Origin of the sequence: Hoeflea sp. EC-HK425, assembly GCF_902498795.1 — a bacterium.
Classification (GTDB): Bacteria; Pseudomonadota; Alphaproteobacteria; order Rhizobiales; family Rhizobiaceae; genus Hoeflea; species Hoeflea alexandrii.
In genome coordinates this window covers 592117-616088 of sequence record NZ_LR701572.1, presented here as the reverse complement: position 1 = coordinate 616088, position 23972 = coordinate 592117, and the positions used below count along the sequence as shown (strand labels likewise).

Here is a 23972-nt window from a genome sequence, read left to right as displayed (position 1 = left end):
TTGCTGAACCGCGGATTGATCCACTGCTGGACAGGCGTTGAGGCTGGGCATGCTCGACAGGGCTATTGAGCACAGACTCTCGCCTTCCGCAGTTTTCAGCCCGACGGGGTCCTGCAATTGTCCAGGAAGGACGATTGCGCCGCCGATGCAAGACCGATGCCCCTGCCCGCTTCACCGCTTGCGGGCCACGATGAAGAGTGCATGCCCTCCGGCTGCATGCAGGCCTGTTTCCTCAATGTCGAAACCGGCTTCCTGCATCGCTTGGCGCAACGCGTCCTTGCCAAAATAACTGACCGGCGGCGCCTTGCCGAACAGTTGCATCGCCGGGATGACCAGCCGGAGCATAACTGGCATGTCGCCGAGGCAGGGCGTTTTCGAGATCAGCAACCCACCCGGCTTGAGCAGCTTGCCAATCCGTGTCAGCGCATCCGGCAAGTCTTCAAGCAGGTGCAGCACATTGAAAGCCATCACGACGTCGAAAGCGGTCGGTTCGAGCCGCGCATCGGACAGCGCGGCGGCCAGGAAGGTGACATTGGCGGGACCACCGTCTGAGCGCCTTTCCTCGGCAATCGCGATCATTTCGGGCGAGATGTCAGTCCCGGTGATACGGCCGGAGTGGGGCGCAAGCCTGATCGCGGTGGAGCCCGTGCCGCAACCGATTTCGAGCACATCGTCAGTCGGTGTGAGCCATGCGCCGGTGCGCTCGAGCGTGGTCTCGTATGCCTTGCTGTCGGCGACCGGTCGGGCAGCATAACGTCGGGCCGAGCGGTCCCAGAAGCGGATCCTGGTGATCTCTGCAGGTGTCATGGCGTCGGTCCTGTTACATGCCGGTGCGATCATATCACGGAGCGCGCGGCCCCGCGGAGGGATCGCTGCTTATCACCCATGGATTTTTCTATGGAAATTGCGATTATTTGCAGCCTTGATATACATCTATGCATGAGCAAATTCGACTGGAATCATGCGCTGGCGTTCTGGACCACCGTGGAAGAGGGATCGCTCTCGGCCGCTGCCCGCAAGCTCGGATTGACCCAGCCGACCCTGTCGCGGCAGGTCGCGGCGTTGGAGCAGAGCCTCGGTGTCACCCTGTTCGAACGCCTTGGAAAGTCGCTGATGCTGACCGAAGCCGGCCTCGACCTGATCGAGCACGTGCGCGCCATGGGCGCCGCTGCCGAAACAGTTCGACTTGCGGCTTCCGGACAGACCCAGTCGATCGAGGGCCGCGTCACCATCTCCGCGTCCGATGGCCTTGCTGCCTATGTCCTACCCGACATTGTGCATCACATCCGGGAGGCCGCGCCACAGATCACGCTGGAGATTGTTGCCTCCAACGCCCTTAGCGACCTGCGACGCCGCGAGGCCGATATCGCCATCCGCCATGTCCGCCCCGATCAGCCCGACCTGATCGGCCGGCTGATCAAGGAATCCGAGGCGCATCTCTATGCTGCACAAAGCTGGGTAGAACAAAACGGCATGCCGCGCCATCCGGCCGATCTGGCAAGGACCGGCTTCATTGGCCTGGGCGGCGGCGCGCGGCTTGCGGGGCACTTGCAAAGCCGCGGCCTGCCGGTGACCGAAGCCAGTTTCATCCTCGCCTCGGAGAATTCGGTGGTGGTGTGGGAGATGGTCAAGCGCGGCCTTGGCATCAGCTTTCAGATGCACGAGATCGCCTCACGAACACCCGGTATCGTGCGGCTTCTACCGCAGATCGAGCCGTTTCCGGTGCCGATCTGGCTTGTCACTCACCGCGAACTGCGCACCAGCCGGCGCATTCGCACGGTCTTCGATCTTCTGGCCGAAGCACTGATCCTCACACCTCGAGCAACCCTTCGAGATGGTGGTGTTCAATCCCGAACATCGCCTTGATCTCGGCAATCTGCTTGAGCACCGCTTCGCGGTCGCGGCCAAACCGGCCGTCCTTTTCGGCCACGATCAGGTTGTTTTTCGGGGTGTGTGCGTCGGAGACGAACTCGAACACGCGGGTGCGGTAGCCGTTGAGTTCGAGCAGCAATGCGCGGAGTGTGTCGGTGACCATCTCGGCCTGGCGCTCGACGAAGATGCCGTGCCGGAGCAGCGGTTCCAGGGTCTCATCGGGCTTGCCGGCTTCCATCTGCCTACGGATCTGCTTGTGGCAGCACGGCGCCACGGCGATCAGGGCGGCCCCGGCGGCAATGCCCTTGAAGATGGCGTCGTCCGTGGCCGTGTCGCAGGCATGCAGCGCAATCACCGCATCGGCGCCCGAGGCGTCGAACGCCATGATCGTACCTGCCTCAAAACTCAATCCGGCGAAGCCCGACGCCTTCGCCGTGGCGTTGCCGTCCTCGACCAGTTGCTCACGCAGTTCAACGCCGACAATCCGCGCCGGCCGCTTCACCACGGTGGCGAGATAGTCGTAAAGCGCGAAATCGAGATAGCCCTTGCCCGCGCCCATATCGACGATCAGCGGCGGTTCGGCCTTCAGCGCGGCAACCAGCGGCGCAAAGATCTCGACCATCTTGTTGATCTGGCGGAACTTGTCCTGCGCGTCGTGGCGGATGGCGCCGTTCTTGCCGGCAAGCCCGAGCGCCTTGAGCCAGGGCTTTCCGGTTTCGGTCAGCGGCCGGTTCTTGGCGCGGTTGTGCTCGGTTGAGGGTGCCGCGCGGCCTTCCACCTCGGTCCGCTTGAGCCGCTGCTTTTCGCCGTTGCGCTCGAACAGCATGTCGAATCCGGTGGTCGCAAGCTGCGCGCTGCGGAATTCGACCGCCAGACCATCGCGCAGCAGTTCCATCGCCTCGTCTTCAGCGTAATTCTTGATCGTGTCGCGGGTCTTGTAGCGCCAGGTGAAGGAGTATTTCTCGCCGCCCTTGGTTGCGATCTTCTTGACCAGAACCGCCTTCAGTTCCGGCTCCGGTCCGTGGTAGCCGCCAAGCTTGAGCTGCACCAGCGCCCCGTTCGAAAAGGAGTCCCGGGTAGCGTTCAACAGCTCTTCGATGCGATCGGGGGAATTCACGGGCGGTCCTTCGGGGCGGTTGGCGTGCCTTCGGAAAATCAGGTTATCAGTGGCCCTTCTACCTGTCCGGCAGGAAGAAGCAAATCAGCCGGTTGGATATTCGGCCAATCGGGCTTTCGCGGTCCTCGACGCGAACCGGGCCCACGCTGGAAGCATGGGCCCGGTAGCACAAGTCAAAACTGGAAGACGCCTGTAGCCTCAGCCCATGGCGCCGTTGTACCAGTCGTGCAGTTTGACCTCGGTCGAACTGCCGGCCTCGCTCAGCATGTTTGCAAACACCTGCGGGTCCTGGGTGCCGCCGTCGCGGCCGCGGTAGTGGTAGGGGACGACCATGGCTGGCAAGAATTCGGCCACCGCGTCAGCCGCCTGTTCGGCGTCCATCGTGAACGGCAAATTCATGCAGACAAAGGCGAGATCGATGTTCTCGAGCGCCCGCATTTCCGGTGTCCCCTCGGTGTCTCCGGAGACGTAGACGCGGCTTCCGTCGATGGTCAGCACGAAGCCGAGGTCACCGCGGGCCTTGGGGTGGAAGTCCTGCCGGTCGGCGGAGGTGTTGTAGGACGCGATGGCCGCGATGGCGATGCCCATCATGTCGGTGCTGCCGCCCGGGGCGATGACCTCGGTGCGCGCCTGCAGGTCTTCCGGCATCATGCCCTTCACATCCGCATTGGTCAGGATTGGTGCCTCTGCAAGCGCGGCCAGAAGATCGGCATTGTAGTGATCACCGTGGCGGTGGGTGATCAGGATCAGGTCCGGCTTTGGCAGCGCCTCATACAGTCTGGCCTCGCCGACCGGATCGACATAGATGGTCCCCGCCGGGCTCTCCATGACGAAGGAGGCATGCTCCACCGGATGGATGACGATCTTTCCGTCCATCAGCTCGAAACTCGCCGCATGCGCGGCTGCAAGGCCGAGCGATGGCAACAGCGTGATGGCTCCGACAGCGGCGGCGCCGCCAACAATAAAGGTGCGTCTGGTGGTCATGGCAATCTCCTTCGGCATCGTTCTGGTTGGTGGTCTTGCAGGGACTTGGTTTTGCCAAATGCAGCGCCGCACCGGAAATTCAAGAGCACGTCACCTGAGCACCCTTATCCAGCGGGCCAGGTTGAGCACGCTGGTCAGGGCGGCGGCGACATAGGTGAAGGCCGCGGCCTTGAGCACGCTGCGGGCGCCGGCAAGGTCCTCGTCGGCGAGGTACCCGCCCTCGCGCAGGATCGGCAGCGCCTTGTTGAAGCTTGCATCATATTCGACCGGCAACGTGACCAGGTGCACCAGAACCCGAACGCCCAGCAGCCCGATGCCGATCACCGCCATGCCAAGCATCGCCGCCGGCGTGCGCAGCAGCACGGCCAGCACCGGTGCGGCAATGAAGAACACCGACGCGATCCGGTCCGTCGTCATTGCGACACCGACCAGCTTCTGCCTGAGCGCCAGCCCGCGCTCGCCGCCGTGATGCTGCAGCGCATGTCCGACCTCGTGCGCCGCCACGGCCACGGCGGTGAGGCTCGCGCCCTGGTAATTGGCCTGCGACAGGCGCACCACCCGCGCTTCCGGATCGTAATGGTCGCCCTTGTCGGTCATCTCCACGCCGACGCCGGACAGCTCAAAACGCTCGACCAGGTGCTGCGCCATCTCGCCGCCGGTACCGGGAAAATCGGGCCGCTCGTCGCTGTGACGACGCATCGTGTGGCCGACCCAGAACTGCGGCGCGTAAACCAGCGCCAGAATCAGCAGGACACCGAAGAGTCCGAGAAACGCCATGTCAGCCCTGATCCACCAAGATTGTTTCCATGCCTGTTAGATAGGTGCCGCGCCCGCCGGATAAAGGGCCGTACAGGCGGATCGGGCAGCAAAGCGCGAGGCCGTGACCGGCCCGCGGGTTGACGAACCGGCCGATGTGGCCTGTTGTAGTCCCTTGCCAGCCATGGCCTGCCCCGTCCCGGTCCTTGATCCAGGACGATCCGGAAAGGAAGTTATACCATGACACGCCCGATGCTCCGCCCGCTCACAGCGCTTACCGCTGCCGGTATGATCGCACTCGCACCTGTTGCCGCCAGCGCCCAGGAAGCGGCGATCTACAGCTCCATGGATGCCGTGCATCCGGTCTGGGCGAAATCCGCGATGGTTTCGGTACAGGAGGCGGTCGCCGCCGAAGTCGGGCTGCAGGTGCTCAAGGATGGCGGCAATGCGGTCGATGCAGGCGTCGCCGTGGCGCTGGCGCTGGCCGTCACCCTGCCCCGCGCCGGAAACCTGGGCGGCGGCGGCTTCATGATGGTGCATGACGCGGCGAGCGGCGAAACAAAGGCGATCGACTACCGCGAGATGGCGCCTGCGAGTGCCACACGCGACATGTATCTTGATGCCGAGGGCAATGCCGACAGCAATCTCTCGCGCTTTCACGGTCTGGCGGTGGGCGTGCCCGGCACCGTCGCCGGCATGCAGCTGGCGCTCGAAACCTATGGCACCATGACGCTTGAACAGGCCGCGGCCCCGGCGATCAAACTTGCCGAAGACGGCATCCTTGTCACCGCCGATCTGGCCGACAGCCTCAAGGCGCTGGAGAAGCGGCTCAAGACCTGGCCGGCCTCGGCGGCAATCTTCTACAAGCCCGATGGCAGTTTCTATGAGCCCGGTGACCTGTTCAAACAGCCGGACCTGGCGGCGACACTGAAGACGATCGCGGCGGAAGGCCCCGACGGATTCTACAAGGGCGAAGTCGCCGAGAAGATTGCGGCCTCCGTGCAGGAAGCCGGCGGCTCGATGACGGTGGAGGATCTGGCGAACTACAAGGCAGTGATCCGCGAGCCGGTGAGCGGGACCTATCACGGCCACGAGATCGTCTCGATGCCGCCGCCAAGCTCGGGCGGCACCCACATCATCCAGATCCTCAATGTGATGGAGGGCTACCCGATCGGTTTTCTCGGGCACAATTCATCGAACACCATCCATTTGATGGCGGAAGCGATGAAGCGCGCCTATGCCGACCGCTCGGAGTATCTGGGTGATCCGGATTTTGTCGATGTGCCGGTCAAGGCGCTCACCTCGAAAGACTATGCGGCCAAGATCCGCGAGGTAATCAGCCTCAACCGCGCCACGCCGTCGGCCTCGATCAAGCCGGGCAAGCTGGCGCCCTATGAGAGCGACCAGACCACGCATTTCTCGATCGTGGACAAGGACGGCAACGCGGTGTCGAACACCTACACGCTGAATTTCTCCTATGGCTCGGGCATGACCGCGGCTGGCACCGGCGTGCTGCTCAACAACGAGATGGACGATTTTTCCGCCAAGCCCGGCGTGCCCAATGCCTATGGCCTGATCGGCGGCGACGCCAATGCCGTCGAGCCCGGCAAGCGGCCGCTGTCCTCGATGAGCCCGACCATTGTGCTCAAAGACGGCAAGCCGTTCCTGGTCACCGGCAGCCCGGGCGGCTCGCGCATCATCACCACCACGCTGCAGGTGATCTCCAACATGATCGATCACGGCATGAATGTCGCCGAAGCCACCAACGCCGCGCGCATCCACCATCAATGGCTGCCCGACGAAATCCGCGTCGAAGACGGCGGGTTGAGCCGCGACACCGTGGCAGCACTCGAGGCCAGGGGGCATACGATTGCAGTCAAAAGCGTGATGGGCTCGACCCAGTCGATCCACGTCGATGCGGAGAAGGGCCTGCTTCTCGGCGCGTCGGATCCGCGCCGGACGGGCTCGGCCACGGTGGGGTATTGAGGGGCCGGAATCATACCGGAGGCTTCGCCCTGATCGCCGCCGGCGCGGCACTGGTGTTTCGAGGGTGAGCCGCCTCACCGCTTTCGAGGGCGAGTGAACGCCAGCCACGCCTGGCCGAGCACCAGTGGCACCAGGCTTGCGACGGCCGCCAGCGCCAGGCCTTGCGGGCCCGGCCAGGGCAGGCCGAGGAGGTTCGCGAGCGTCGGCAGCCCCACCGCAAAGCCGATCAGTCCGAGGCACAGCACGATTGCACCCCAGACGTAAGCGTTGCGGGTCACGTCGTTGCTGATGAGCCCGGCATCGGCATCGCGCATGTTGAACACATTCCACAATTGCGCCAGCGCCAGCGTCAGGAATGCCACGGTCACGGCGGCTGCGGGCGCCAATGCCAGCCAGGTGAGCGCCAGCAGGAAGGCGCCGAGCGTGGCGACGGTGATCAGCGCCCCCAGCACGGCGATGAGCCGCCAGCGCGCCCGGTCCAGGATCTGTTCCTTCGGATCGCGCGGCGGCTTGCGCATGACCTCCCCGTCGCCTCGCCCCAGCCCCAGCGCAAACGCCGGAAAGACATCGGTGACCAGGTTCAGAAACAGGATCTGCAGCGGCAAGAGCGGCATCGGCAGGCCTATGCCAACAGCAAGACCGACAACCAGCACCTCGCTGACATTGCACGACATCAGGTAGACCACGAATTTGCGGATGTTGTCGAAGATCACCCGGCCCTGCCGCATTGCCGAGATGATGGTGGCAAAGCGATCGTCGCGCAGCACCATGTGGGCTGCTTCCTGGGCAACCTGGGTGCCGCGCTTGCCCATGGCGATGCCGATATCGGCTTGCTTGAGCGCCGGCGCGTCGTTGACGCCATCGCCGGTCATGGCCACCACGTGACCGGCTTTCTGAAAGATCGACACCAGCACCAGCTTGGTTTCCGGCGCAACGCGCGCGAACACATCAGCCGACAACACCCGTTGCCGGGTCTCTTCACTGATCGCATCAGGGTCGATACCGCTGATGTCGTGGCCTTCGATCACGCTGAGATCGCCGTCGCCAAGGCCCGCCTGCCGGGCGATCGCCGCAGCCGTATCGGCGTGGTCGCCGGTCAACATGATGACCCGGACACCGGCAGCGCGGCTCGCGCGGATTGCCGGCGGCACATCCCCGCGCACCGGATCGTTGAGACAGACCAGCCCGACCAGGGTGAGGCCCGCATAGGGGTCCGCCTCGCCGCTTTCAGTTTGCTGCATCGCCAATCCGAGGAGCCGGTTCCCGGCTTGCGCGGCTTTCGAACTCCGGTCTTTCCAGGCTTTGCGGCTGGCGGCATCCAGCGGGCGCGGACCATCAGGGCCGAGACCATACTTGGCGCTGTCGATGACAGCCTCGGGCGCGCCCTTCACCGCAATCAGGAAACGGTCCCCGTCCTCATGGACAGTTGCCATCATCCGTATGGCGGGATCGAAGGCATGCTCGCGGATTTCCGGAAAATCCTTGAGGAGTTCGGACCGGGACAGCCCGGCTTGAACTGCCGCCTGCAACAATGCCAGCTCCATCGGATCGCCGGCATGCCCGTCTTCGCCGCCATCACCGAGTTCCGCATTGGTGCACAGGGCGCCGATCCGGATCGCCCAGCCAAGCGCCTTGTCTTCATCGGGATCGAGCCGTGCATCGCCAGCTTTGAGGATGTGTCCTTCACCATGACCTTCAGGGCCAACATCCCGCCCTTCGACCAGATAACCCACCACCGTCATCCGGTTTTCGGTCAGCGTCCCGGTCTTGTCTGTCAGGATCACCGTGGTTGCACCCAGCGTTTCAACCGAGGACAACCGCGTGATCACCGCATTGCGCCGGGCCATCCGCCACATGCCGCGCGCCAGGCTGAGCGTGGCGACCACCGGCAGCCCCTCGGGCACGGCCGCCACCGCCAGCGCCACGCCGGTCTGGATCATCGCAACCACGTCATGCCCGCGCAGAATGCCGGCACTGATGGTCAGCACCGCAAGCACGAAGGTCAGCCAAACCAGCCGGTGGCCGAGCCTGTCGAGCCGCCTCTCCAGCGGCGCCGCTTCGCTTTGCGCGCTTTGCACGAGATCGCTGATCCGGCCGATCTCCGTGGCCATTCCGGTTGCCACCACCAGCCCCTCGCCGGTCCCTTGCGTGATTGCCGTTCCCTTGAACGCCATTGAAGTCCGGTCGCCCAGAACCGCTTCGCGGTCCGTCGCTGTCTCGGCCTTGAGAACCGGGACAGATTCGCCCGTCAGCACCGATTCGTCGACCTGGAGATTGGAGGCCCGGCTGATCCGCAGGTCCGCCGTCACCACGTCACCCGCCTCGAGAATGACGACATCACCCGGCACGAGCCCGTGCGCATCGATCATCCGCTGCTGCCCGTCCCGCCGCACCCTGGTCTTGATCTCGGCGATGCGCATCAGCGCTTCCATCGACCGCGCGGCCCGGAGCTCGGTAAAGAAACCGATGGCGCCGTTGAGCAACAGCACCACGATGATGGCGCCGCCTTCGGCAATGTCACCTAGCAGAAAGGACATCAGCGCCGCCGCTGCCAGCAGCCAGACGATGACACTGCTGAACTGATGCGCGAGGATCGCAAGGCTGCTCTTGGTCTTTTGGCGGCGCAATTGGTTGGGACCGTGCGCGCTTAGCCGCTGACCCACGTCCCGATGGCTCAGCCCTGCTTCGGGATCGGTCTCCAGCCGGACGGCGACATCTGCCACGGAAAGCGCATGCGGGTTTTCAGGCCTGCCTTTTGTCACGTGAATGTCTGCCTTTGAAACGGATGCGGTTTGCTCGCCTGCCGCACAAGAAATGCGATGGACAGACAGACAGAACCACAAATCCCGTCACATCAGCATGACCGAGATCAAGTACCCGCAAACCGAAGGCGGACGGCTTACGGTTTGCCGTTTCTCCAGGTGACGTCCTGGCCGTAGAGCGGCACCGTCGAGATGTTCATCTTGGCCGAGCCGTCCTGCACCTGCTGCGAATTGACCAGGTAGATCAGCGTGTCGTTTTTCTTGTCGTAGATCCGGTTGACCACCAGCGACTTCCATATCAGCGAGCGTGATTCCTTGAACACCACTTCGCCGTTCTCATCCAGATCGATGTCGCCGATGCTGATCGGGCCGGTCTGGCGGCAGGCGATGGAGGCGTTGGAGGGGTCCTCGAACCAGTTGCCCTTCTGCAGCCTGTCGATGACACCGCGGTCGAAATAGGCGACGTGGCAGGTCACGCCCGCAACCTCGGGGTCGCTCACCGCATCGATCAGGATGTCGTTGCCGAGCCAGTCAACCCCGACCTCTCCGACCTGCTCGGCGGACGCCGGGCTTGCCAGCAGCGGCGCGGCGAGACAGCTCGCAGCAACCAGACCGGCGGACAGGATTGAACGGATGCGCGTGCTGTGGATCATGTATTTTCTCCTTAACCTGTGAAACGCGCCAGCAGGCGGGGTGTTCCACAAAGCGTGTTCTGTAAACTGACCATCCCGATATGGGTCCTTGACGTGACAAATGAAAATATGGGTCCTTGACGTGACAAATGAAAGAAGCAAGCCAAACCATGACGTTTCGCCAAGACGCATGCGGACAGACACCGTGCGCATTCCAACCACAGACCGCAGATCCGGTGCTCGCATCAGCGCGTCAACGGCGCGTTCTCCGTGCCATCAAACCTCTTCCCTTCGGACCTGATCGGCTCTAGATAGTGGACATGACCGCACGGACCGCGCTCAGGCGCCAAACATATCAGACCCGAACCGGGTCAAACGGGGTATTTGTCTACCGCGCACTCGGCCTTGTCGCTGCGGCCATGGTGACAGGTCTGGTTTTTGCCGCCTGGCAGTCAAACGGACCGGCCCTGCTCGAGGCGTTTGCCGCCAATGGTCTGGCCTGGTGCCTCTGATATAGATTGCGCACACTCAAGCCCACTTGCCATTTCAACTGCATGAGGCATCTGCCGCCAGCCTGCGGCAACCTTACTGGAGACATCGATGAAAACCATACGCCTTGTCCTTTGGGTTCTTGTCGCGGCCATGGCTGTGGCGCTCGGCTGGTTGACCTATGAATGGCAGCGGACCGAAAACGAACTGTCAGGCAAACCCTACGGCGTGCCGTTCGAGCTTGTCGATCAGAACGGTGAGCCCATCACCGAGACCGCTTTCCGCGGACGCCCGACGGCGATTTTTTTCGGCTTCACCCATTGCCCGGAAATCTGCCCTACCACCCTGTTCGAACTCGACGGGTGGCTCAGGCAGGTCGATCCGGATGGCGGCAAGATCGGTGCCTATTTCATAACCGTCGATCCCGAGCGCGACACGCCTGAACTGCTTGGATCCTACGTCTCAGGGGTCAGCGACCGGATCATCGGCATCTCGGGGGAACCCGATGACGTTTCCGGCGTTATCAAGGGATTCAACGTCTACGCCAAGAAGGTGCCGATCGATGCGGCCGACCCCGATGGCGAATACACCATGGATCACACCGCATCGGTATTCCTGCTGGATCCACAAGGCCGCTTCAAGGGAACCATCGCCTGGGGCGAAAATCCCGACATCGCCATAACCAAGCTTGAGAACCTGATCAAACCGTAACCAGCGCCAGGGGCGGCGCCAGAGGGGACAGACATGGACGACATCGTTCTCAAACTTGCCGTCATCGGAGCCGCCGGCATCGCCGCGCAATGGTTTGCCTGGCGGCTGCAGCTTCCGGCCATCGTCTTGCTGCTCGCGGCAGGTTTCATTGCCGGCCCGGCGACCGGATTTCTCGATCCGGCTGCCGATTTCGGTTCGATCTACCGGCCGATGGTCTCGATCGCCGTTGCGATCATTCTGTTTGAAGGCGGGTTGACGCTCAATTTCAAGGAAATCCGCGAAACCTCCACCGCCGTCCGCCGCATCATCATGTATGCCGGACCACTGACCTGGGGCATGTCGGCGCTTGCCGCTCACTACATCGGCGGCCTGAGCTGGCCCACGGCAATCGTGCTCGGCGCCATTCTCGTGGTTACCGGCCCGACAGTGATCATGCCGCTGTTGCGCCAGGCCCAGCTTGATGCCCGCCCGGCCTCGCTGCTGCGCTGGGAAGCGATCGTCAACGACCCGATCGGCGCCCTGTTCGCCGTGGTCGCCTTCGAGATCATCCTCGTCTATATCGGCCTGCACGAGGCTGACAACCTGATCCTGCTCTTGGGCGGCGGCTTCATTGCGGCCATCGGCCTGGGTTTCGCCGCAGCCAAGCTCATCGTCTGGTCCTTCGTGCGCGGCCATGTTCCCGAATTTCTCAAGGCGCCTGTGCTGCTCGCCTCCGTGGTGGCCGTCTATGCCGCGACCAATTCGGTGCTTGAGGAATCCGGCCTTCTGACAGTGACCGTGATGGGCGTCGTACTGGCCAACAGCCGCATCGCCTCGCTCACCGACATGCGCCGTTTCAAGGAAACCATCACCACCCTGCTGGTCTCCGGCGTGTTCATCATCCTCACCGCCTCGCTCAGTCTCGACGAGATCCGCTCGCTCGACTGGCGGGCCGCGCTGTTTGTCGCGGCCCTGCTTGTCGTCATCCGTCCGGTCGCCATCATGCTGGCCACCATAGGCTCCGGAGCCACTTTCCAGGAGCGCCTGCTCAGCGCCTGGATCGCGCCGCGCGGCGTTGTCGCTGTTGCCGTCTCGGGTCTCTTCGGCACGCTGCTGGCCGATGTCGGCGTCGAGGACGCGGGCCGCATGGTCGCCTTCACCTTCGCCGTGGTGGTCACAACCATCGTGCTGCATGGCTTCACACTGGCGCCGCTGGCAAGTTTTCTCGGCCTCAAGAAGGCCTCCAAGCCCGGTATTCTGATTGTCGGTGGTTCGCGCTGGTCGACAGCGCTCGCCGTCAAGCTCAAGGAAGCCGATGTGCCGGTGATGCTTGCCGACCAGAACTGGAACCATCTCGCCGAGGCGCGGCTGGCCAACATCCCGGTCTATTTCGGCGAGGTCCTGTCCGAAGCGGCCCATCACAGCATCGATCCGAAGCGGTTTTCAAACCTCATCGCCACCGGCGACAACGACGCCTACAATGCGCTTGTCTGCACGGATTTCGGTCCGGAACTGGGCCGCAGCCATGTGTTCCAGATCGGCCGCGTCGACGAAAAGGCCCGCCAGGCGCTCAGCTTCACGCTGGGCGGCCGCTCGCTGACCAGGGAGCCGGTCAGTTTTCTCGACCTTCGGGAAAAACTGCTGCAGGGCTGGACCTTTCAGCTCACCCGTCTGACCGACGAGTTCAGCTGGGAAGACTACAAGGCAAGCCGACCCGACGGTGCCATGATCCTGTTGTGGGTCAAGCCTTCGGGCGCGATCTCGTTTGCCACCGCCGCATCAAACTCGCCCGGTCAGAATGACAGGATCCTGAGCTTCGCCCAGCCAAAGGATGAAGCCCGCGCCGCGGCAGCCAGCAAGACCACCCGCAAGGCAGAAGAGACGGCCGCCGCCCAGGCCGCAACCGATGAAGGAAAGAAGCGGACGTGAGCGACCACAGATACTATTTCCGCACCGACGAAGCCGGAGCACAGCGCGGCCTGGATCTGCTCGACGCGGCCTTCGAGGATGAAGGCCTACCACTGACCACCATGGAAATCGACGAGGACGCCGGGATCTGGGAGGTTTCCGTCTACGCCCCCGGCGAACCGGACGAAACCCTGCGAAACCGGATTGCCGCCTGCATTGCCGACGTGTTTCCCGATGCCACGATCGACCTCGAGGCCTTTGGCGAAACCGACTGGATCGCCAAATCGCTCGAAGGGCTCAAACCTGTGCGTGCCGGGCGCTTTCTCGTGCACGGCTCGCATGACCGAGACGCAGTGCGCCCCAATGATCTCGCCATCGAGCTTGAGGCCGGACAGGCCTTTGGCACCGGTCATCACGGCACCACCGCCGGCTGCCTCGAGATGATCGAGATGGTCATGCGTGCCAGCCCTGGCGGTCCGCGCGGGACCGGTGCAGTGCTCGATCTGGGAACCGGTTCCGGAGTTCTTGCCCTCGCCGCAGCCCAACTCGGCCCGGTCCGGGTTCTGGCCACCGACATCGACCCGGTCGCCACCCGCGTCGCCCGCGAGAATGTCCGCCACAACCACCGGGCCGCCCAGATCCGCTGCGTCACCGCAACCGGATTTCATTCGACCGCCTTTTCCGATGCCGGTCCGTTCGGGCTGATCATCGCAAATATCCTCGCCCGGCCGCTGATGCGCATGGCGCCCGACATCAAGCGCAACCTCGCCCCCGGCGGCTCGGTGATCTTGTCAGGCATACTGGCAAGCCAGCGCTGGCAGGTTCTCGCAGCCTTCAGGGGCCAGGGCATGCGCCATGTCAAAACCCTCTGGCGCAATGGCTGGGTAACGATCCACCTTAATTGACGCGCAATCGATCACCGGATTCCACAAGAACATACCCGCAAAAACAAAAACGGCCCCCGAAGGAGCCGTTTGCATTGATATCGGTTCAAGGCGCCGTCATGGCGCAACCGGCAAGGCTTAGAAGAAGTACGCCTGGGCGCCTTCGCGCTGAAGTTCTTCGCGGGTGCGGCCGATCGACTTGAGCTGTGCGTCGTCCATTGCCAGGAGCGCACCGTTTACATAACGGCGAACCTGGCGTTCGCGGGCGCTGACGAGACGGTCGAAGGCGTTCTGAAAGATGTTCACGGACATTTGGTAATCCCCTTTGGGTAAGTGATTGTTCTGTCCTCCTGCAAACCAAGATAGTGATTTCGCCCGGAATGTGCAGAGCTTATGTTGCAGTGCAGCTATGTACAAGACGCATACCAAATCCAATAGCAATGCAAATTGCTGCCTAATTAGGCGGCAAACTGCATCGCACAGAGATTGTGCGCACGATAACGGGCAGTCCGTCTGTCCTGTCGGATCGAATCCGTTTCCCGGCCTCCCAATCCGGACCGGGATTGCTATAAGGAGAACCAAGGTACGGCTTGCAGGAATCCCATGATGTTTCAGAAATTTGAAGTGCTCTCTTCCCCGGACCAGGCGGCCGGGCGCGTTGCCCGCCTGCGGGCCCGTTTTGCCGACTGGGACGTCAACGCCGTCGCGGTGCCGCGCTCCGACGAGTATCTGGGTGAATATGTACCCGCCTGCGCCGAGCGGCTGGCCTGGCTGACCGGCTACACCGGCTCCGCCGGATCGGTGCTGGTGCTGCAGGACAAGGCCCATATCTTTGTCGACGGACGCTACACCAACCAGGTTCGCGCGCAGACCGACCCCTCTGTCTTCGATTACCAGGATGGCGTCGCAACGCCACTTGCCGCGTTTGTCGAGGCAGCAGACCACCCCGGCCTCAGGCTCGGTATTGACGCCTGGACCTGGCCCACAAGCGAGGTGCTGCGCCTCGAAAACGCCCTGAAACCACTCGACGGACAGCTGGTGTTCCTGCCGCGCAATCCGGTCGACGCCATCTGGGACGACCGGCCGCAACCGCCACTGGGCGCGGTATCGCTGCAGCCGCTGGACCTGGCCGGCGTGCCGGCCGGAGAGAAGCTGGCGATGATGGCTCAAGCCGCAGCCAAAGCAGGAGCCGACGCTCTGGTTCTTGCCGACCCGTCCAGCGTTGCGTGGAGCTTCAACATCCGCGGCGAGGATCTGCCATCGACACCGCACCCGCTGTCGCGCGCCATCATCCCGGCTTCGGGCCGGCCTCAGCTGTTCATCGACAAGCGCAAGACCGGCATCGAACCGGAAGCCTATCTCACCCAGCTTGCCGATCTCGAGCCGCCATCTGGCTTTGACGATGCGCTGATGGCGCTCGGCAAATCCGGCGCGCGAATCATGATCGATCCCGCCGTCGCACCGCATGCGGTCTCGTTACTGATCGAACAGTCCGGCGGATCGGTGCTCAGTGCCCCCGATCCCGCCCGCCTGCCCCGCGCCTGCAAGAACGCGGCGGAGATTGCCGGCAGCGCGTCCGTACACCGGCAGGATGGCGCCGCGATGGTGCGGTTTCTGGCCTGGCTTGATGACCAGGAGCCCGGCTCGATCGACGAAATCACGGCCGCCACACGGCTTGAGGAGGCCCGCAGGTCGACCGGCGAAGCCATGCAGATGCCGCTCCGGGCGCTGTCCTTCGACACGATCTCCGGCGGCGGTCCCAATGCCGCGATCATCCACTACCGGGTCAACACCCGCACCAACCGCCTGATCGAGTCCGGCGAGATGCTGCTCATCGATTCGGGCGGTCAGTACACCGCCGGCACCACCGACATCACCCGCACCATTGCAGTGGGCGAGGTCCCCCATGAGCAGAAGCGGTTTTTCACGCTGGTCCTCAAGGGCATGATCGCGATCAGCATGCTTCGCTTTCCTCCAGGCACCCGCGGCCTCGACCTAGATCCCTTTGCCCGCATCGCGCTTTGGAAGGCCGGCGTCGATTTCGCCCATGGCACCGGTCACGGCGTCGGCAGCTATCTCTCCGTGCATGAAGGCCCGCAATCGATCTCGCGGCGCGGAACCCAGGAACTGCTGCCCGGCATGATCCTGTCCAACGAACCCGGCTACTACCGTGACGGCGCCTTTGGCATCCGCATCGAGAACCTGGTGGTGGTGCATGAGCCGCAGGCCATCGACGGCGGCGACAGGCCGATGCTCGGCTTAGAGACCCTGACCCTGTGTCCCATCGACACGCGACTGGTCCTGCCAGAACTGCTGGATTCGGTTGAGCTGGAGTGGCTCAACGCCTATCACGCCCGCGTTTTCGACGAACTCTCACCGCTGCTGACAGATGATCCGGCGCTGGTCTGGCTCAAGAACGCGATCATGCCGATGTGAAAGCTTCGCTGTCAGCCGCGGATCACAGCCCTGCCGCCCTCAGCGCCACGATCAGCGCCCAGCCGATGCAGAACATCGCCATCATCGGCAGCCTGAAACCGATCGCCAGGCAGATGGCCAGCGTCACGGCTTCTGCCGGTCCGCTGGTCACGGCAGCGGGTGCGACCAGCGTGGCAAGAACCGCAGCCGGCACCGCATTGAGCGCCGCGTCGATGCGTGGCGGGATACGCCGGAACCGCGACAGCACCAGATGGCCGCCGGCCCGCGCCGCATAGGTGACGATCGCCGCGCCGATGATGGTCCAGACCGTCATCGGCAGGCCGAGGAACTCACCCGTCATGGCGCGATCTCCCCGTCTTCCGGGCTTTGCGGCGGCAGCAGCATGGCGACGGCCACCCCTGCCAGCGCCCCGAGACTAACATGCCAGGGGGAGCCGACCGTGTAGAAGGCAAGGATCGACCCCAGCCCGGAGGCAATCACCACCGGCAGCCAGTTGGGCCGCGCCCGGAAACCCAGAACCAACCCGAGGAAGTAGATCGGCAGCAGGAAATCGATGCCGAGAGCCCCCGGGTCGGTGATCAGGCTGCCGAACACGCCGCCGATATAGGCCTCGGCAATCCAGAGCACATAGACCGGCAAGGCCATGCCCATATACCAGCTCATGGTCAGGGCGAGTTTCCGGTCAGCCCGCGCCTCGGACGCTGCATACTGGGGGTCGGTGAGAAAGAAGAATGCGATCGGCTTCTGCCACGGCTTGAACAACCCGATCCGCCGGCCGAGCGCAGCCGAGTAGAGCACGTGGCGGAAATTGACCGCAAACACCGACAGCACCACGATCCAGGGAGCTATGTTGGCGCCGAACAGTTCGAGACCGACCATCTGGCTGGCCCCGGCGAACACGGTCGCACTCATCAGCACCGCCTCGCCCACCGTCAGACCGTTGTCGACGGCCAGTGCACCGAACAGCATGCCGAACGGCGCGGCTGCGGCAACAATAGGCAGGCTGGCGCGAACGCCCTGAAAAAACTCCGACCGGGTTGGGGACATGGAAAGACTCTCCTGTATCCCCTCGATAGGTCAGGGATACTGACCGGTCAATTCAATAGGTTTGATGTGAAACTTGAACAGGGCTGATGCGCCAGACCGCCGGGACCAGCAAACCTCCGCTCGATCAGGCCGAAAGGGTCACAGGCACTTCACCATCGCCGGGCTCTGATCGGATGGAGGTTTTGACCCGCGGTCCCTGTCCAGAGGCGGCTTCAGCGTTCAGGCTGATACGGCCGCTTTCAACCAGCATGCCGATCGGAATCGGCCTTCCCAGCAGAAACCCCTGTGCCTCATCGCATCCCTCTTCACCGAGCAACGACAATTGACCCTCCGTCTCGATGCCTTCGGCGAGGATCGGGATCTCAAGGCTCTTTCCAAGCGTCAGCACAGCCCGGATGATCGATTTGGCCTGAAGACTGTCCTCGGCCTCGTTGATGAAAGAGCGGTCGAGCTTGATCTTGTCGAAAGGGAAGGACCGCAGCATCTCGAGTGACGAATAGCCGGTACCGAAATCGTCAAGCGCGATGTTGACGCCCAGCGCCTTGATCTGCCGCAGCACGCTGAACGACCGTTCCTTGTCCTGGAAGATGGTCGATTCGGTCAGTTCCAGTTCGAGCCGGTTGGCTGCCAGGCCCGTCGACATCAGAACTTCAATGATCAGCTTGTGAAGGTCGGCATGGGCAAACTGGGCCGGAGACAGATTGACCGCCACCTTGTAAGGCGGCGTCCAGGAGGCAGCATCCGTGCAGGCCTGCCTGAGCACCCATTCCCCCAGTTGCACGATCAACCCGTTTTCCTCGGCGAGCGGAATGAACTGGGAAGGCGGAATAAAACCGTGCTCCGGGTGGTTCCAGCGCAGCAGAGCCTCAAAACCGCGGATCTGGTTTGTCGAGACCGAGGTCTGCACCTGGTAATGAACGGCAAGCTGATTGTTGTCGATTGCCGCGCGCAGGTCATTGACCAGGCAGCGGCGGGCCCGGACCACGTCATCCATGGACTGGTCATAGTAGCAGACATGGTGAGCGAGATCGGCCTTGGCCCGATACATGGCCAGATCGGCATTGTTGATCAGGCTTTCCTGGGTGGCTGCATTGTCCGGATAGAGCGCCACACCGAGACTGGCCCCCGGCGTGATTTCAAGATCAAGCACCTTGACCGGCTCGAAGAGGGCTGCCTTCAGCCGCGCCAGAAAATCCTCAAGCTGGGCCTGGTCGACATAGCGTTGGATCGCGGTGAACTCGTCGCCGCCGGTCCGCGCTACGAACTCGCCTTCGCGCGAGAGCTCCATCAGCCGTTTTCCCAGACTGCGCAAAAGCATGTCGCCGACACCATGGCCACGCAGGTCATTGACCTCCTTGAAGCGGTCGAGATCGATGCCGATCAGCGCCACCTTGCCGTTGGTCTCCTTTGCAATGTCGATCTCGTGATCGAGCCGGTCGGCGAAGCTTGCACGATTGGGCAGGCCGGTCAGGCTGTCATTGAGCGCCATGTGGCGCAACTGGTCGAGCGATTCCGTGCGGGCACTGTCATCAATCATGTAGCTGGCCAGACCCGCACCGACAATGACCAGCGCCACGATCGCCACCGCCAGAGCCAGTGCCTGCATGGCTGCCGGGTTGGAGAAGGAATTGTCGACAAGTAGCGGCGTTACCCTGAACGCCGTCATTCCGGTGAAATGAAGGCTGACGATCGCAAGGAAGAGAACCGCGGCGGACACAGACCTGCTCAACCGCATGGATCTTCGCAAGGCGACATGAACTGCCGCCGCCGACAGGCCGACCGAAAGAACAATCGACGCAAGCAGATAGGCCTTGTCCCAGGTTATGATGCCCTGTACCCGGTACGCCATCATCCCGGTGTAATGCATCACCGCGATCGCCATGCCGACCATTGCACCGCCAAGTGCCGGCGCATGACGCCTTGTGCCGCTGGCCGCCAAGAGAAAGCCCGACCCAGCCCCGACTATGGCGACAAGCAGCGAGATGATTGTCATCAGCGGATCGAAAGACACCGGCGCGCCAGGCTGATAGGCCAGCATGGCAATGAAGTGGGTACACCAGATCGCTGCGCCGGCCGCCACGGCGGTCAGAAAATGCCATCCCGCCCGCTGCATCCCGGTTGTGCGTGACGCCCGCTCGAACAGGCAGATGATTGCCCAGGAGCCCGCTGCGCAAACGATGGCCGCCACAACAACCAGCCAGATATTGTGCTTGTCGACCACGCAGTCGAGAATCATCATCATGGAGATCTGTCTTCGCCGCTTGGGGCCATTTGGCCACTGTCCGTTTTCCGGCGATACCAGCACGAGCCGGCTTAAGTCCCACTTAAGCGCTTACTGAAACACTTCGCAGTCGGATGTTAACCTTTGCTGCCAGACCGTGGTCAGGCGGTTGTCATCCCTTTGACGGACATCATGGAAACAGCTTTCCGCGCTTCTTCGCACAAGAGCCGGAAATGATCCGACCGGACAGAATTTCTGCGCCAGGCCAGGCCGATCTGCCGGTCAAGCGGCAGATCGGACAATTCGAAGAGTGTGATCCCTGTTTCACGCTCGAATTCGGAACTGACATAGGCGCTCGGGAACAGCGAAAGCCCCATTCCAATAGACACCATCTGGCGCAGGGCATCGAGGCTTGTTCCCTCATAGTCGCTTCGCATCTGCGCCCCGCTGACATCACACAGCCTCAACACCTGCTCGAACAGCCGGTGGCCCCGGCCGAGGGTCAGCAGCTTCTCGCCAGCAAGGTCCGTGGTACCGATGCTCCGGCGATCGGCGATCGGGTGTTCGTTCGGAACACCGAGGAAGATCTTCTCGACGCAGAACGGCATCGCATCAAACCCCTCGGTGGCAAGCGGCATCGGCGTCATGATGCAGTCGAGCTTGCCGTCTCTCAGGTCACTCTCGAGAGTGTTCGGGCGATCCTCGCGGATATAGATCTCCAGTGCCGGATACAGCCTGTGAAGTTGCGGCAGGTAATGCGGCAGGAAATAAGGTCCGAATGTCGGCGCAACGCCGAGCCGGACCAGCCCGCCGAGATTGTCCGCATCCACGCTGGCCATTTCGACGAACTCGTCGAGACCGGACAGGATCGTCCTGGCAAGCGGCAGAAGCCGGGCGCCCGCCGCGGTCGGAACCGCTGTTGCGCCGCCCCGCTCGATCAGAACCACGCCGAGCTGGTCTTCGAGAAGCTTGAGCTGCGTTGAAAGCGTCGGTTGCGAGGCATTGCAGGCCCGGGCGGCCTCGAGGAAGTGCCCCTTCTGTGCGACGGCGACAAAATACTGCAGCTGGCGATGGCTGGGGCGATAGGACAAGGCAACCTCATAGAGAAAATCTATGAGTGACATATAAACAATCGATTTGAACTATCAAGCGATCCTTCCCATCTTGGTGTTGTAACCAAGCACAGGAGAAGTTCATGATCGCACGACTGAATGCACTGCGCACCAGGCACGGAATTCTTGAGGCCAAGATTGACGCTGAACATTCACGCCCCAGGCCCGACACCATCCGCGTCAAGATCCTCAAGAAGATGCGCCTGAAGCTTCGCGATCAGATCAGCCGTTACGAACGCATCCTGGTGGGCTCCCGCCGCCAGATGTCATCCCAGTCGTAATTCAATTCAACCGGAGGAAACCAATGTTTCTCATGTGGGACGATTCTCACTCGAAATCTGACGAAAAAACCGAAAGGCTGAGGGATCTCGAAGCGCGCATGGACGCCTATCTTGTCCAGAAACGCGGCAAGGCTTCCAGCGAACTGGTCCGCGCCGTCGCCGAAGCCCGCGAGAAGGTGCGCGAGGCGATGAGCCCAAACTAGCTTGGGCAGGCATGCCAGGTTTTTCAGCCTGATGATTTGCGCGCCAGATAGACCGTCTGAGTGAATGGCTTGTCTTGCAACGGATTGTGAAATGTCACCGGTTCGGCCCAGGCGTGTGCAAACACGGCTGAGAGCCGGCCGGTAAACGCATCGTCGGTCCGCTCGTCCGACCACAGGCCGAACATCCCGCCGGGTTTGAGATGCGCGGCAAGCTTGTGAAGGCCCTCGGGCTGGTAGAAGCTCTCGCTGCGCGCATCAAGCAACGCATCCGGGGAATGGTCGATGTCGAGCAGGATCGCGTCAAACAGGCGGCCCGGAGCCTCCGGGTCGAACCCGGCTTCGCTGCGGGCCATCGCGAAGAAATCCCCCTCCACCAGCCGGCAGCGCGGATCGGCGACAAGCTCGGGTCCGAGTGGCAGCAGGCCGGTCTGGTGCCAGTCGATCACCGCCTCGAGATATTCGACGACGATCAGGGATCCCGTCCGCGGCTCGTCGAGCGCCGCCCTGGCGGTGTAACCAAGCCCCAACCCGCCGACCACCACGTCGAGCCCCTCGCCTTCGCAGGCCGCCAGCCCCAGTTGAGCCAACGCAATCTCGGACGCGGTAAACAGGTCCGACATCAGATGCTCGTCGCCGAGCTTGATCTCGAGAACGTCGACCCCGAGCCGCGCCTCGTGCCTGCGCCTGAGCACCAGTGCCCCGATCGGCGTCGGACGGTAGTCGAGTTCTTCGAACAGTCTGGACATGGTGTCTCCTCGCCCAAGGCAGATGATCATGGCAACCGATGCGAAAGCAATCGCCCGGGACTTATCGGCGCTTTGGTTGCGGATAACAAGAAGTGCCGTCTGCACGCAGATCGGCGTCAGCCGCTAGAAACAGCACCAAGCCGGCCTTCAAATCGGCAAAAAGCATGAATATCCGTTGAAACGCCCGGGCTGCGGCTTGACGGAACCCGCCGGGACCTTCATCGACGGCAGTCACAGAACTGTCACATTCGGCCGACGCCGGATCCGCACCGGAAAACGGGAAGCATCACCTCGCATGGCTGACACCTACCGCAAGCCCACCCTCGACAAGGATCTCGACAAGTTCGCGACGATGGAGGAGGCCACCGGCCTTCTCAATCGCGGCTTCGTCACGCCGGGTCTTGCGATCGTCTTCATCTTCCTGTGCGCCATCATTGCCGCGGTCTTCGTCACCGGCCATCCCGGCGCGGTGACCATCATCGCCGCCGCCATGATCGGCGCCTACATGGCGCTCAACATCGGCGCCAATGACGTGGCCAACAATGTCGGTCCGGCGGTCGGATCACAGGCGATGACACTCGGCGTGGCGCTGGCCATTGCGGCGGTCTTCGAAAGCGCCGGCGCGCTGATTGCCGGCGGCGACGTGGTCTCGACCATTTCCAAGGGCATCATCGACCCGGTCGCGGTCTCCGATCCCAACGTCTTCATCTCCGCGATGATGGCGGCCCTTGTTTCGGCCGCCATGTGGATCCATCTCGCCACCTGGCTCGGCGCGCCGGTTTCCACCACCCACTCGATTGTCGGCGGCGTCATGGGCGCGGGCATTGCCGCCGCCGGCGTCGACGCCGTCAACTGGCCGACCATGGCCTCGATTGCCGCAAGCTGGGTGATCTCGCCCTTCATGGGTGGCCTGATCGCCGCCGCCTTCCTCGCCTTCATCAAGACCGCCATCATCTACCAGGACGACAAGATCGCCGCCGCCCGGCGTTGGGTGCCGGTGCTGATTGCTGTCATGTCCGGCGTCTTTGCCACCTATCTGGCGCTCAAGGGCGTCAAGAAACTGGTTGCCATCCCGTTCGAAATGGCGCTGCTGATCGGGCTTGGCGTTGCGGTGCTGAGCTGGCTCGGCGCGAGACCGCTGATTGCGCGCCAGGCCCAAGGTCTGGAAAACCGCAACCAGTCCCTGCGCAAACTCTTCGGCCTGCCGCTGATCTTCTCGGCAGCCCTGCTCTCCTTCGCCCACGGCGCCAATGACGTGGCCAATGCGGTTGGTCCACTGGCCGCGATCGTGCACACCGCCGAACTTGGCGAAGTCGCGCCCAAGGTGGTGATCCCGCTCTGGGTGATGGCGGTTGGCGCCGTCGGCATCTCGCTCGGGCTGTTGCTGTTTGGCCCGAAGCTGATCCGCATGGTCGGCAACCAGATCACCAAGCTCAACCCCATGCGCGCCTATTGCGTGGCGCTGTCGGCGGCAATCACCGTGATCATCGCCTCCTGGCTCGGCCTTCCGGTCAGCTCCACCCATATCGCCGTCGGCGCCGTCTTCGGCGTCGGCTTTTTCCGCGAATGGTACACCGAGAAATCGACCCGCAGGGCCGATTATGTCGCCCGTCACAAGATCAACAAGTCCGGCGACGAAGCCGGCAACACCCGCCTCGCCGATCAGCGCCGCCGCAAGCTCGTCCGCCGCTCCCACTTCCTGCAGATCATCGCCGCCTGGGTGATCACCGTGCCGGCTGCCGCGGTGCTGTCTGGCGTGATCTTCGTGGTGTTGCGGGCTGTGCTGGTCTGAGACACCCCCGCGGCCGGCAAACAGGCTCGGACAGCACAGAACGGCCGGTGCGCG

At 63.0% G+C, this 23972-nt stretch carries 22 protein-coding genes; 10 read left to right on the top strand and 12 right to left on the bottom strand.

The annotated features are described in order from the left end of the window. Positions 1-171 precede the first annotated feature (171 nt). Positions 172-807 carry a class I SAM-dependent methyltransferase gene (locus SPHINGO391_RS05785; protein ID WP_152007936.1) on the bottom strand — a complete coding sequence of 212 codons (636 nt, stop codon included), beginning with the start codon at positions 805-807 and terminating at the stop codon, positions 172-174. Between the two features lie 132 nt (positions 808-939). Between SPHINGO391_RS05785 and SPHINGO391_RS05780 the strand changes: the two genes are divergently transcribed. Then, entirely contained in the window at positions 940-1866 is a 927-nt protein-coding gene (locus SPHINGO391_RS05780; RefSeq protein ID WP_152007935.1) for a LysR family transcriptional regulator, read from the top strand. On the opposite strand, the gene SPHINGO391_RS05775 is transcribed toward SPHINGO391_RS05780, so the two are convergent. The 3 genes from SPHINGO391_RS05775 to SPHINGO391_RS05765 form a co-directional block, all read right to left on the bottom strand. Next, the gene (locus tag SPHINGO391_RS05775; RefSeq protein WP_152007934.1) at positions 1811-2989 is read right to left on the bottom strand and encodes an SAM-dependent methyltransferase; all 1179 of its coding nucleotides are present in this window, start codon (positions 2987-2989) and stop codon (positions 1811-1813) included. The two genes, SPHINGO391_RS05780 and SPHINGO391_RS05775, sit on opposite strands and share 56 nt — an antisense overlap. Before the next feature lie 198 nt (positions 2990-3187). Then, a complete protein-coding gene (locus SPHINGO391_RS05770; RefSeq protein ID WP_152007933.1) occupies positions 3188-3973 on the bottom strand; it encodes an MBL fold metallo-hydrolase in 786 nt (261 codons plus the stop codon). 90 nt (positions 3974-4063) lie between these two features. After that, positions 4064-4750 carry a zinc metallopeptidase gene (locus SPHINGO391_RS05765; RefSeq protein WP_152007932.1) on the bottom strand — a complete coding sequence of 229 codons (687 nt, stop codon included), beginning with the start codon at positions 4748-4750 and terminating at the stop codon, positions 4064-4066. Between the two features lie 219 nt (positions 4751-4969). On the opposite strand from SPHINGO391_RS05765, the gene ggt reads away from it, so the two are divergent. Next, positions 4970-6715 carry a gamma-glutamyltransferase gene (gene ggt, locus SPHINGO391_RS05760; RefSeq protein ID WP_152007931.1) on the top strand — a complete coding sequence of 582 codons (1746 nt, stop codon included), beginning with the start codon at positions 4970-4972 and terminating at the stop codon, positions 6713-6715. A gap of 74 nt (positions 6716-6789) precedes the next feature. Here ggt and SPHINGO391_RS05755 read toward each other — a convergent pair whose 3' ends face one another. Together SPHINGO391_RS05755 and SPHINGO391_RS05750 are read right to left on the bottom strand one after the other, a co-directional pair. Next, positions 6790-9477 carry a cation-transporting P-type ATPase gene (locus SPHINGO391_RS05755; protein WP_244615123.1) on the bottom strand — a complete coding sequence of 896 codons (2688 nt, stop codon included), beginning with the start codon at positions 9475-9477 and terminating at the stop codon, positions 6790-6792. A gap of 137 nt (positions 9478-9614) precedes the next feature. Further along, the gene (locus SPHINGO391_RS05750) at positions 9615-10130 is read right to left on the bottom strand and encodes a CreA family protein (RefSeq protein ID WP_152007929.1); all 516 of its coding nucleotides are present in this window, start codon (positions 10128-10130) and stop codon (positions 9615-9617) included. Between the two features lie 299 nt (positions 10131-10429). Here SPHINGO391_RS05750 and SPHINGO391_RS05745 point away from each other — a divergent pair, with 299 nt between their 5' ends. The 4 genes from SPHINGO391_RS05745 to SPHINGO391_RS05730 all read left to right on the top strand — a co-directional run bounded on the left by SPHINGO391_RS05745 (position 10430) and on the right by SPHINGO391_RS05730 (position 14101). After that, positions 10430-10621 carry a hypothetical protein gene (locus SPHINGO391_RS05745; RefSeq protein ID WP_152007928.1) on the top strand — a complete coding sequence of 64 codons (192 nt, stop codon included), beginning with the start codon at positions 10430-10432 and terminating at the stop codon, positions 10619-10621. Between the two features lie 88 nt (positions 10622-10709). Then, positions 10710-11309 (top strand): SCO family protein, encoded by a 600-nt coding sequence (locus SPHINGO391_RS05740; protein ID WP_152007927.1) that lies wholly within the window; start codon positions 10710-10712, stop codon positions 11307-11309. A 33-nt stretch (positions 11310-11342) separates the two neighbouring features. Further along, positions 11343-13217, top strand: coding sequence for a sodium:proton antiporter (locus SPHINGO391_RS05735; protein WP_152007926.1), 1875 nt, complete (start codon positions 11343-11345; stop codon positions 13215-13217). Continuing rightward, positions 13214-14101 carry a 50S ribosomal protein L11 methyltransferase gene (locus tag SPHINGO391_RS05730; protein WP_152007925.1) on the top strand — a complete coding sequence of 296 codons (888 nt, stop codon included), beginning with the start codon at positions 13214-13216 and terminating at the stop codon, positions 14099-14101. Before SPHINGO391_RS05735 ends, SPHINGO391_RS05730 begins: the two co-directional genes overlap by 4 nt. A 117-nt stretch (positions 14102-14218) precedes the next feature. On the opposite strand, the gene SPHINGO391_RS05725 is transcribed toward SPHINGO391_RS05730, so the two are convergent. Further along, positions 14219-14392 (bottom strand): hypothetical protein, encoded by a 174-nt coding sequence (locus tag SPHINGO391_RS05725; protein WP_193217202.1) that lies wholly within the window; start codon positions 14390-14392, stop codon positions 14219-14221. A gap of 294 nt (positions 14393-14686) precedes the next feature. Between SPHINGO391_RS05725 and SPHINGO391_RS05720 the strand changes: the two genes are divergently transcribed. Further along, positions 14687-16516: an aminopeptidase P family protein gene (locus tag SPHINGO391_RS05720; RefSeq protein ID WP_152007924.1), complete on the top strand. Its 1830-nt coding sequence runs from the start codon at positions 14687-14689 to the stop codon at positions 16514-16516. A 22-nt stretch (positions 16517-16538) separates the two neighbouring features. Here the strand turns inward: SPHINGO391_RS05720 and SPHINGO391_RS05715 are convergent, their stop codons facing one another. The 4 genes from SPHINGO391_RS05715 to SPHINGO391_RS05700 all read right to left on the bottom strand — a co-directional run bounded on the left by SPHINGO391_RS05715 (position 16539) and on the right by SPHINGO391_RS05700 (position 20908). After that, positions 16539-16835 (bottom strand): AzlD domain-containing protein, encoded by a 297-nt coding sequence (locus tag SPHINGO391_RS05715; RefSeq protein ID WP_193217407.1) that lies wholly within the window; start codon positions 16833-16835, stop codon positions 16539-16541. Between the two features lie 17 nt (positions 16836-16852). Continuing rightward, positions 16853-17563, bottom strand: coding sequence for an AzlC family ABC transporter permease (locus tag SPHINGO391_RS05710; protein ID WP_152007922.1), 711 nt, complete (start codon positions 17561-17563; stop codon positions 16853-16855). Between the two features lie 124 nt (positions 17564-17687). Beyond that, positions 17688-19805: a bifunctional diguanylate cyclase/phosphodiesterase gene (locus SPHINGO391_RS05705; RefSeq protein ID WP_152007921.1), complete on the bottom strand. Its 2118-nt coding sequence runs from the start codon at positions 19803-19805 to the stop codon at positions 17688-17690. Positions 19806-19945: 140 nt separating this feature from the next. After that, on the bottom strand, positions 19946-20908 hold the full coding sequence (locus SPHINGO391_RS05700; RefSeq protein ID WP_244615122.1) for a LysR substrate-binding domain-containing protein: 963 nt from the start codon (positions 20906-20908) through the stop codon (positions 19946-19948). Positions 20909-20979: 71 nt separating this feature from the next. Here SPHINGO391_RS05700 and SPHINGO391_RS05695 point away from each other — a divergent pair, with 71 nt between their 5' ends. Both SPHINGO391_RS05695 and SPHINGO391_RS05690 read left to right on the top strand, forming a co-directional pair. Beyond that, entirely contained in the window at positions 20980-21177 is a 198-nt protein-coding gene (locus SPHINGO391_RS05695; RefSeq protein ID WP_210385765.1) for a YdcH family protein, read from the top strand. 23 nt (positions 21178-21200) lie between these two features. Continuing rightward, positions 21201-21380, top strand: a complete 180-nt coding sequence (locus SPHINGO391_RS05690; protein WP_152007920.1) for a hypothetical protein — start codon at positions 21201-21203, stop codon at positions 21378-21380. A 23-nt stretch (positions 21381-21403) separates the two neighbouring features. Here SPHINGO391_RS05690 and SPHINGO391_RS05685 read toward each other — a convergent pair whose 3' ends face one another. Further along, the gene (locus SPHINGO391_RS05685) at positions 21404-22126 is read right to left on the bottom strand and encodes a spermidine synthase (RefSeq protein ID WP_152007919.1); all 723 of its coding nucleotides are present in this window, start codon (positions 22124-22126) and stop codon (positions 21404-21406) included. A gap of 295 nt (positions 22127-22421) precedes the next feature. Between SPHINGO391_RS05685 and SPHINGO391_RS05680 the strand changes: the two genes are divergently transcribed. Next, on the top strand, positions 22422-23918 hold the full coding sequence (locus tag SPHINGO391_RS05680; protein ID WP_152007918.1) for an inorganic phosphate transporter: 1497 nt from the start codon (positions 22422-22424) through the stop codon (positions 23916-23918). The last annotated feature ends 54 nt before the right edge of the window (positions 23919-23972 follow it).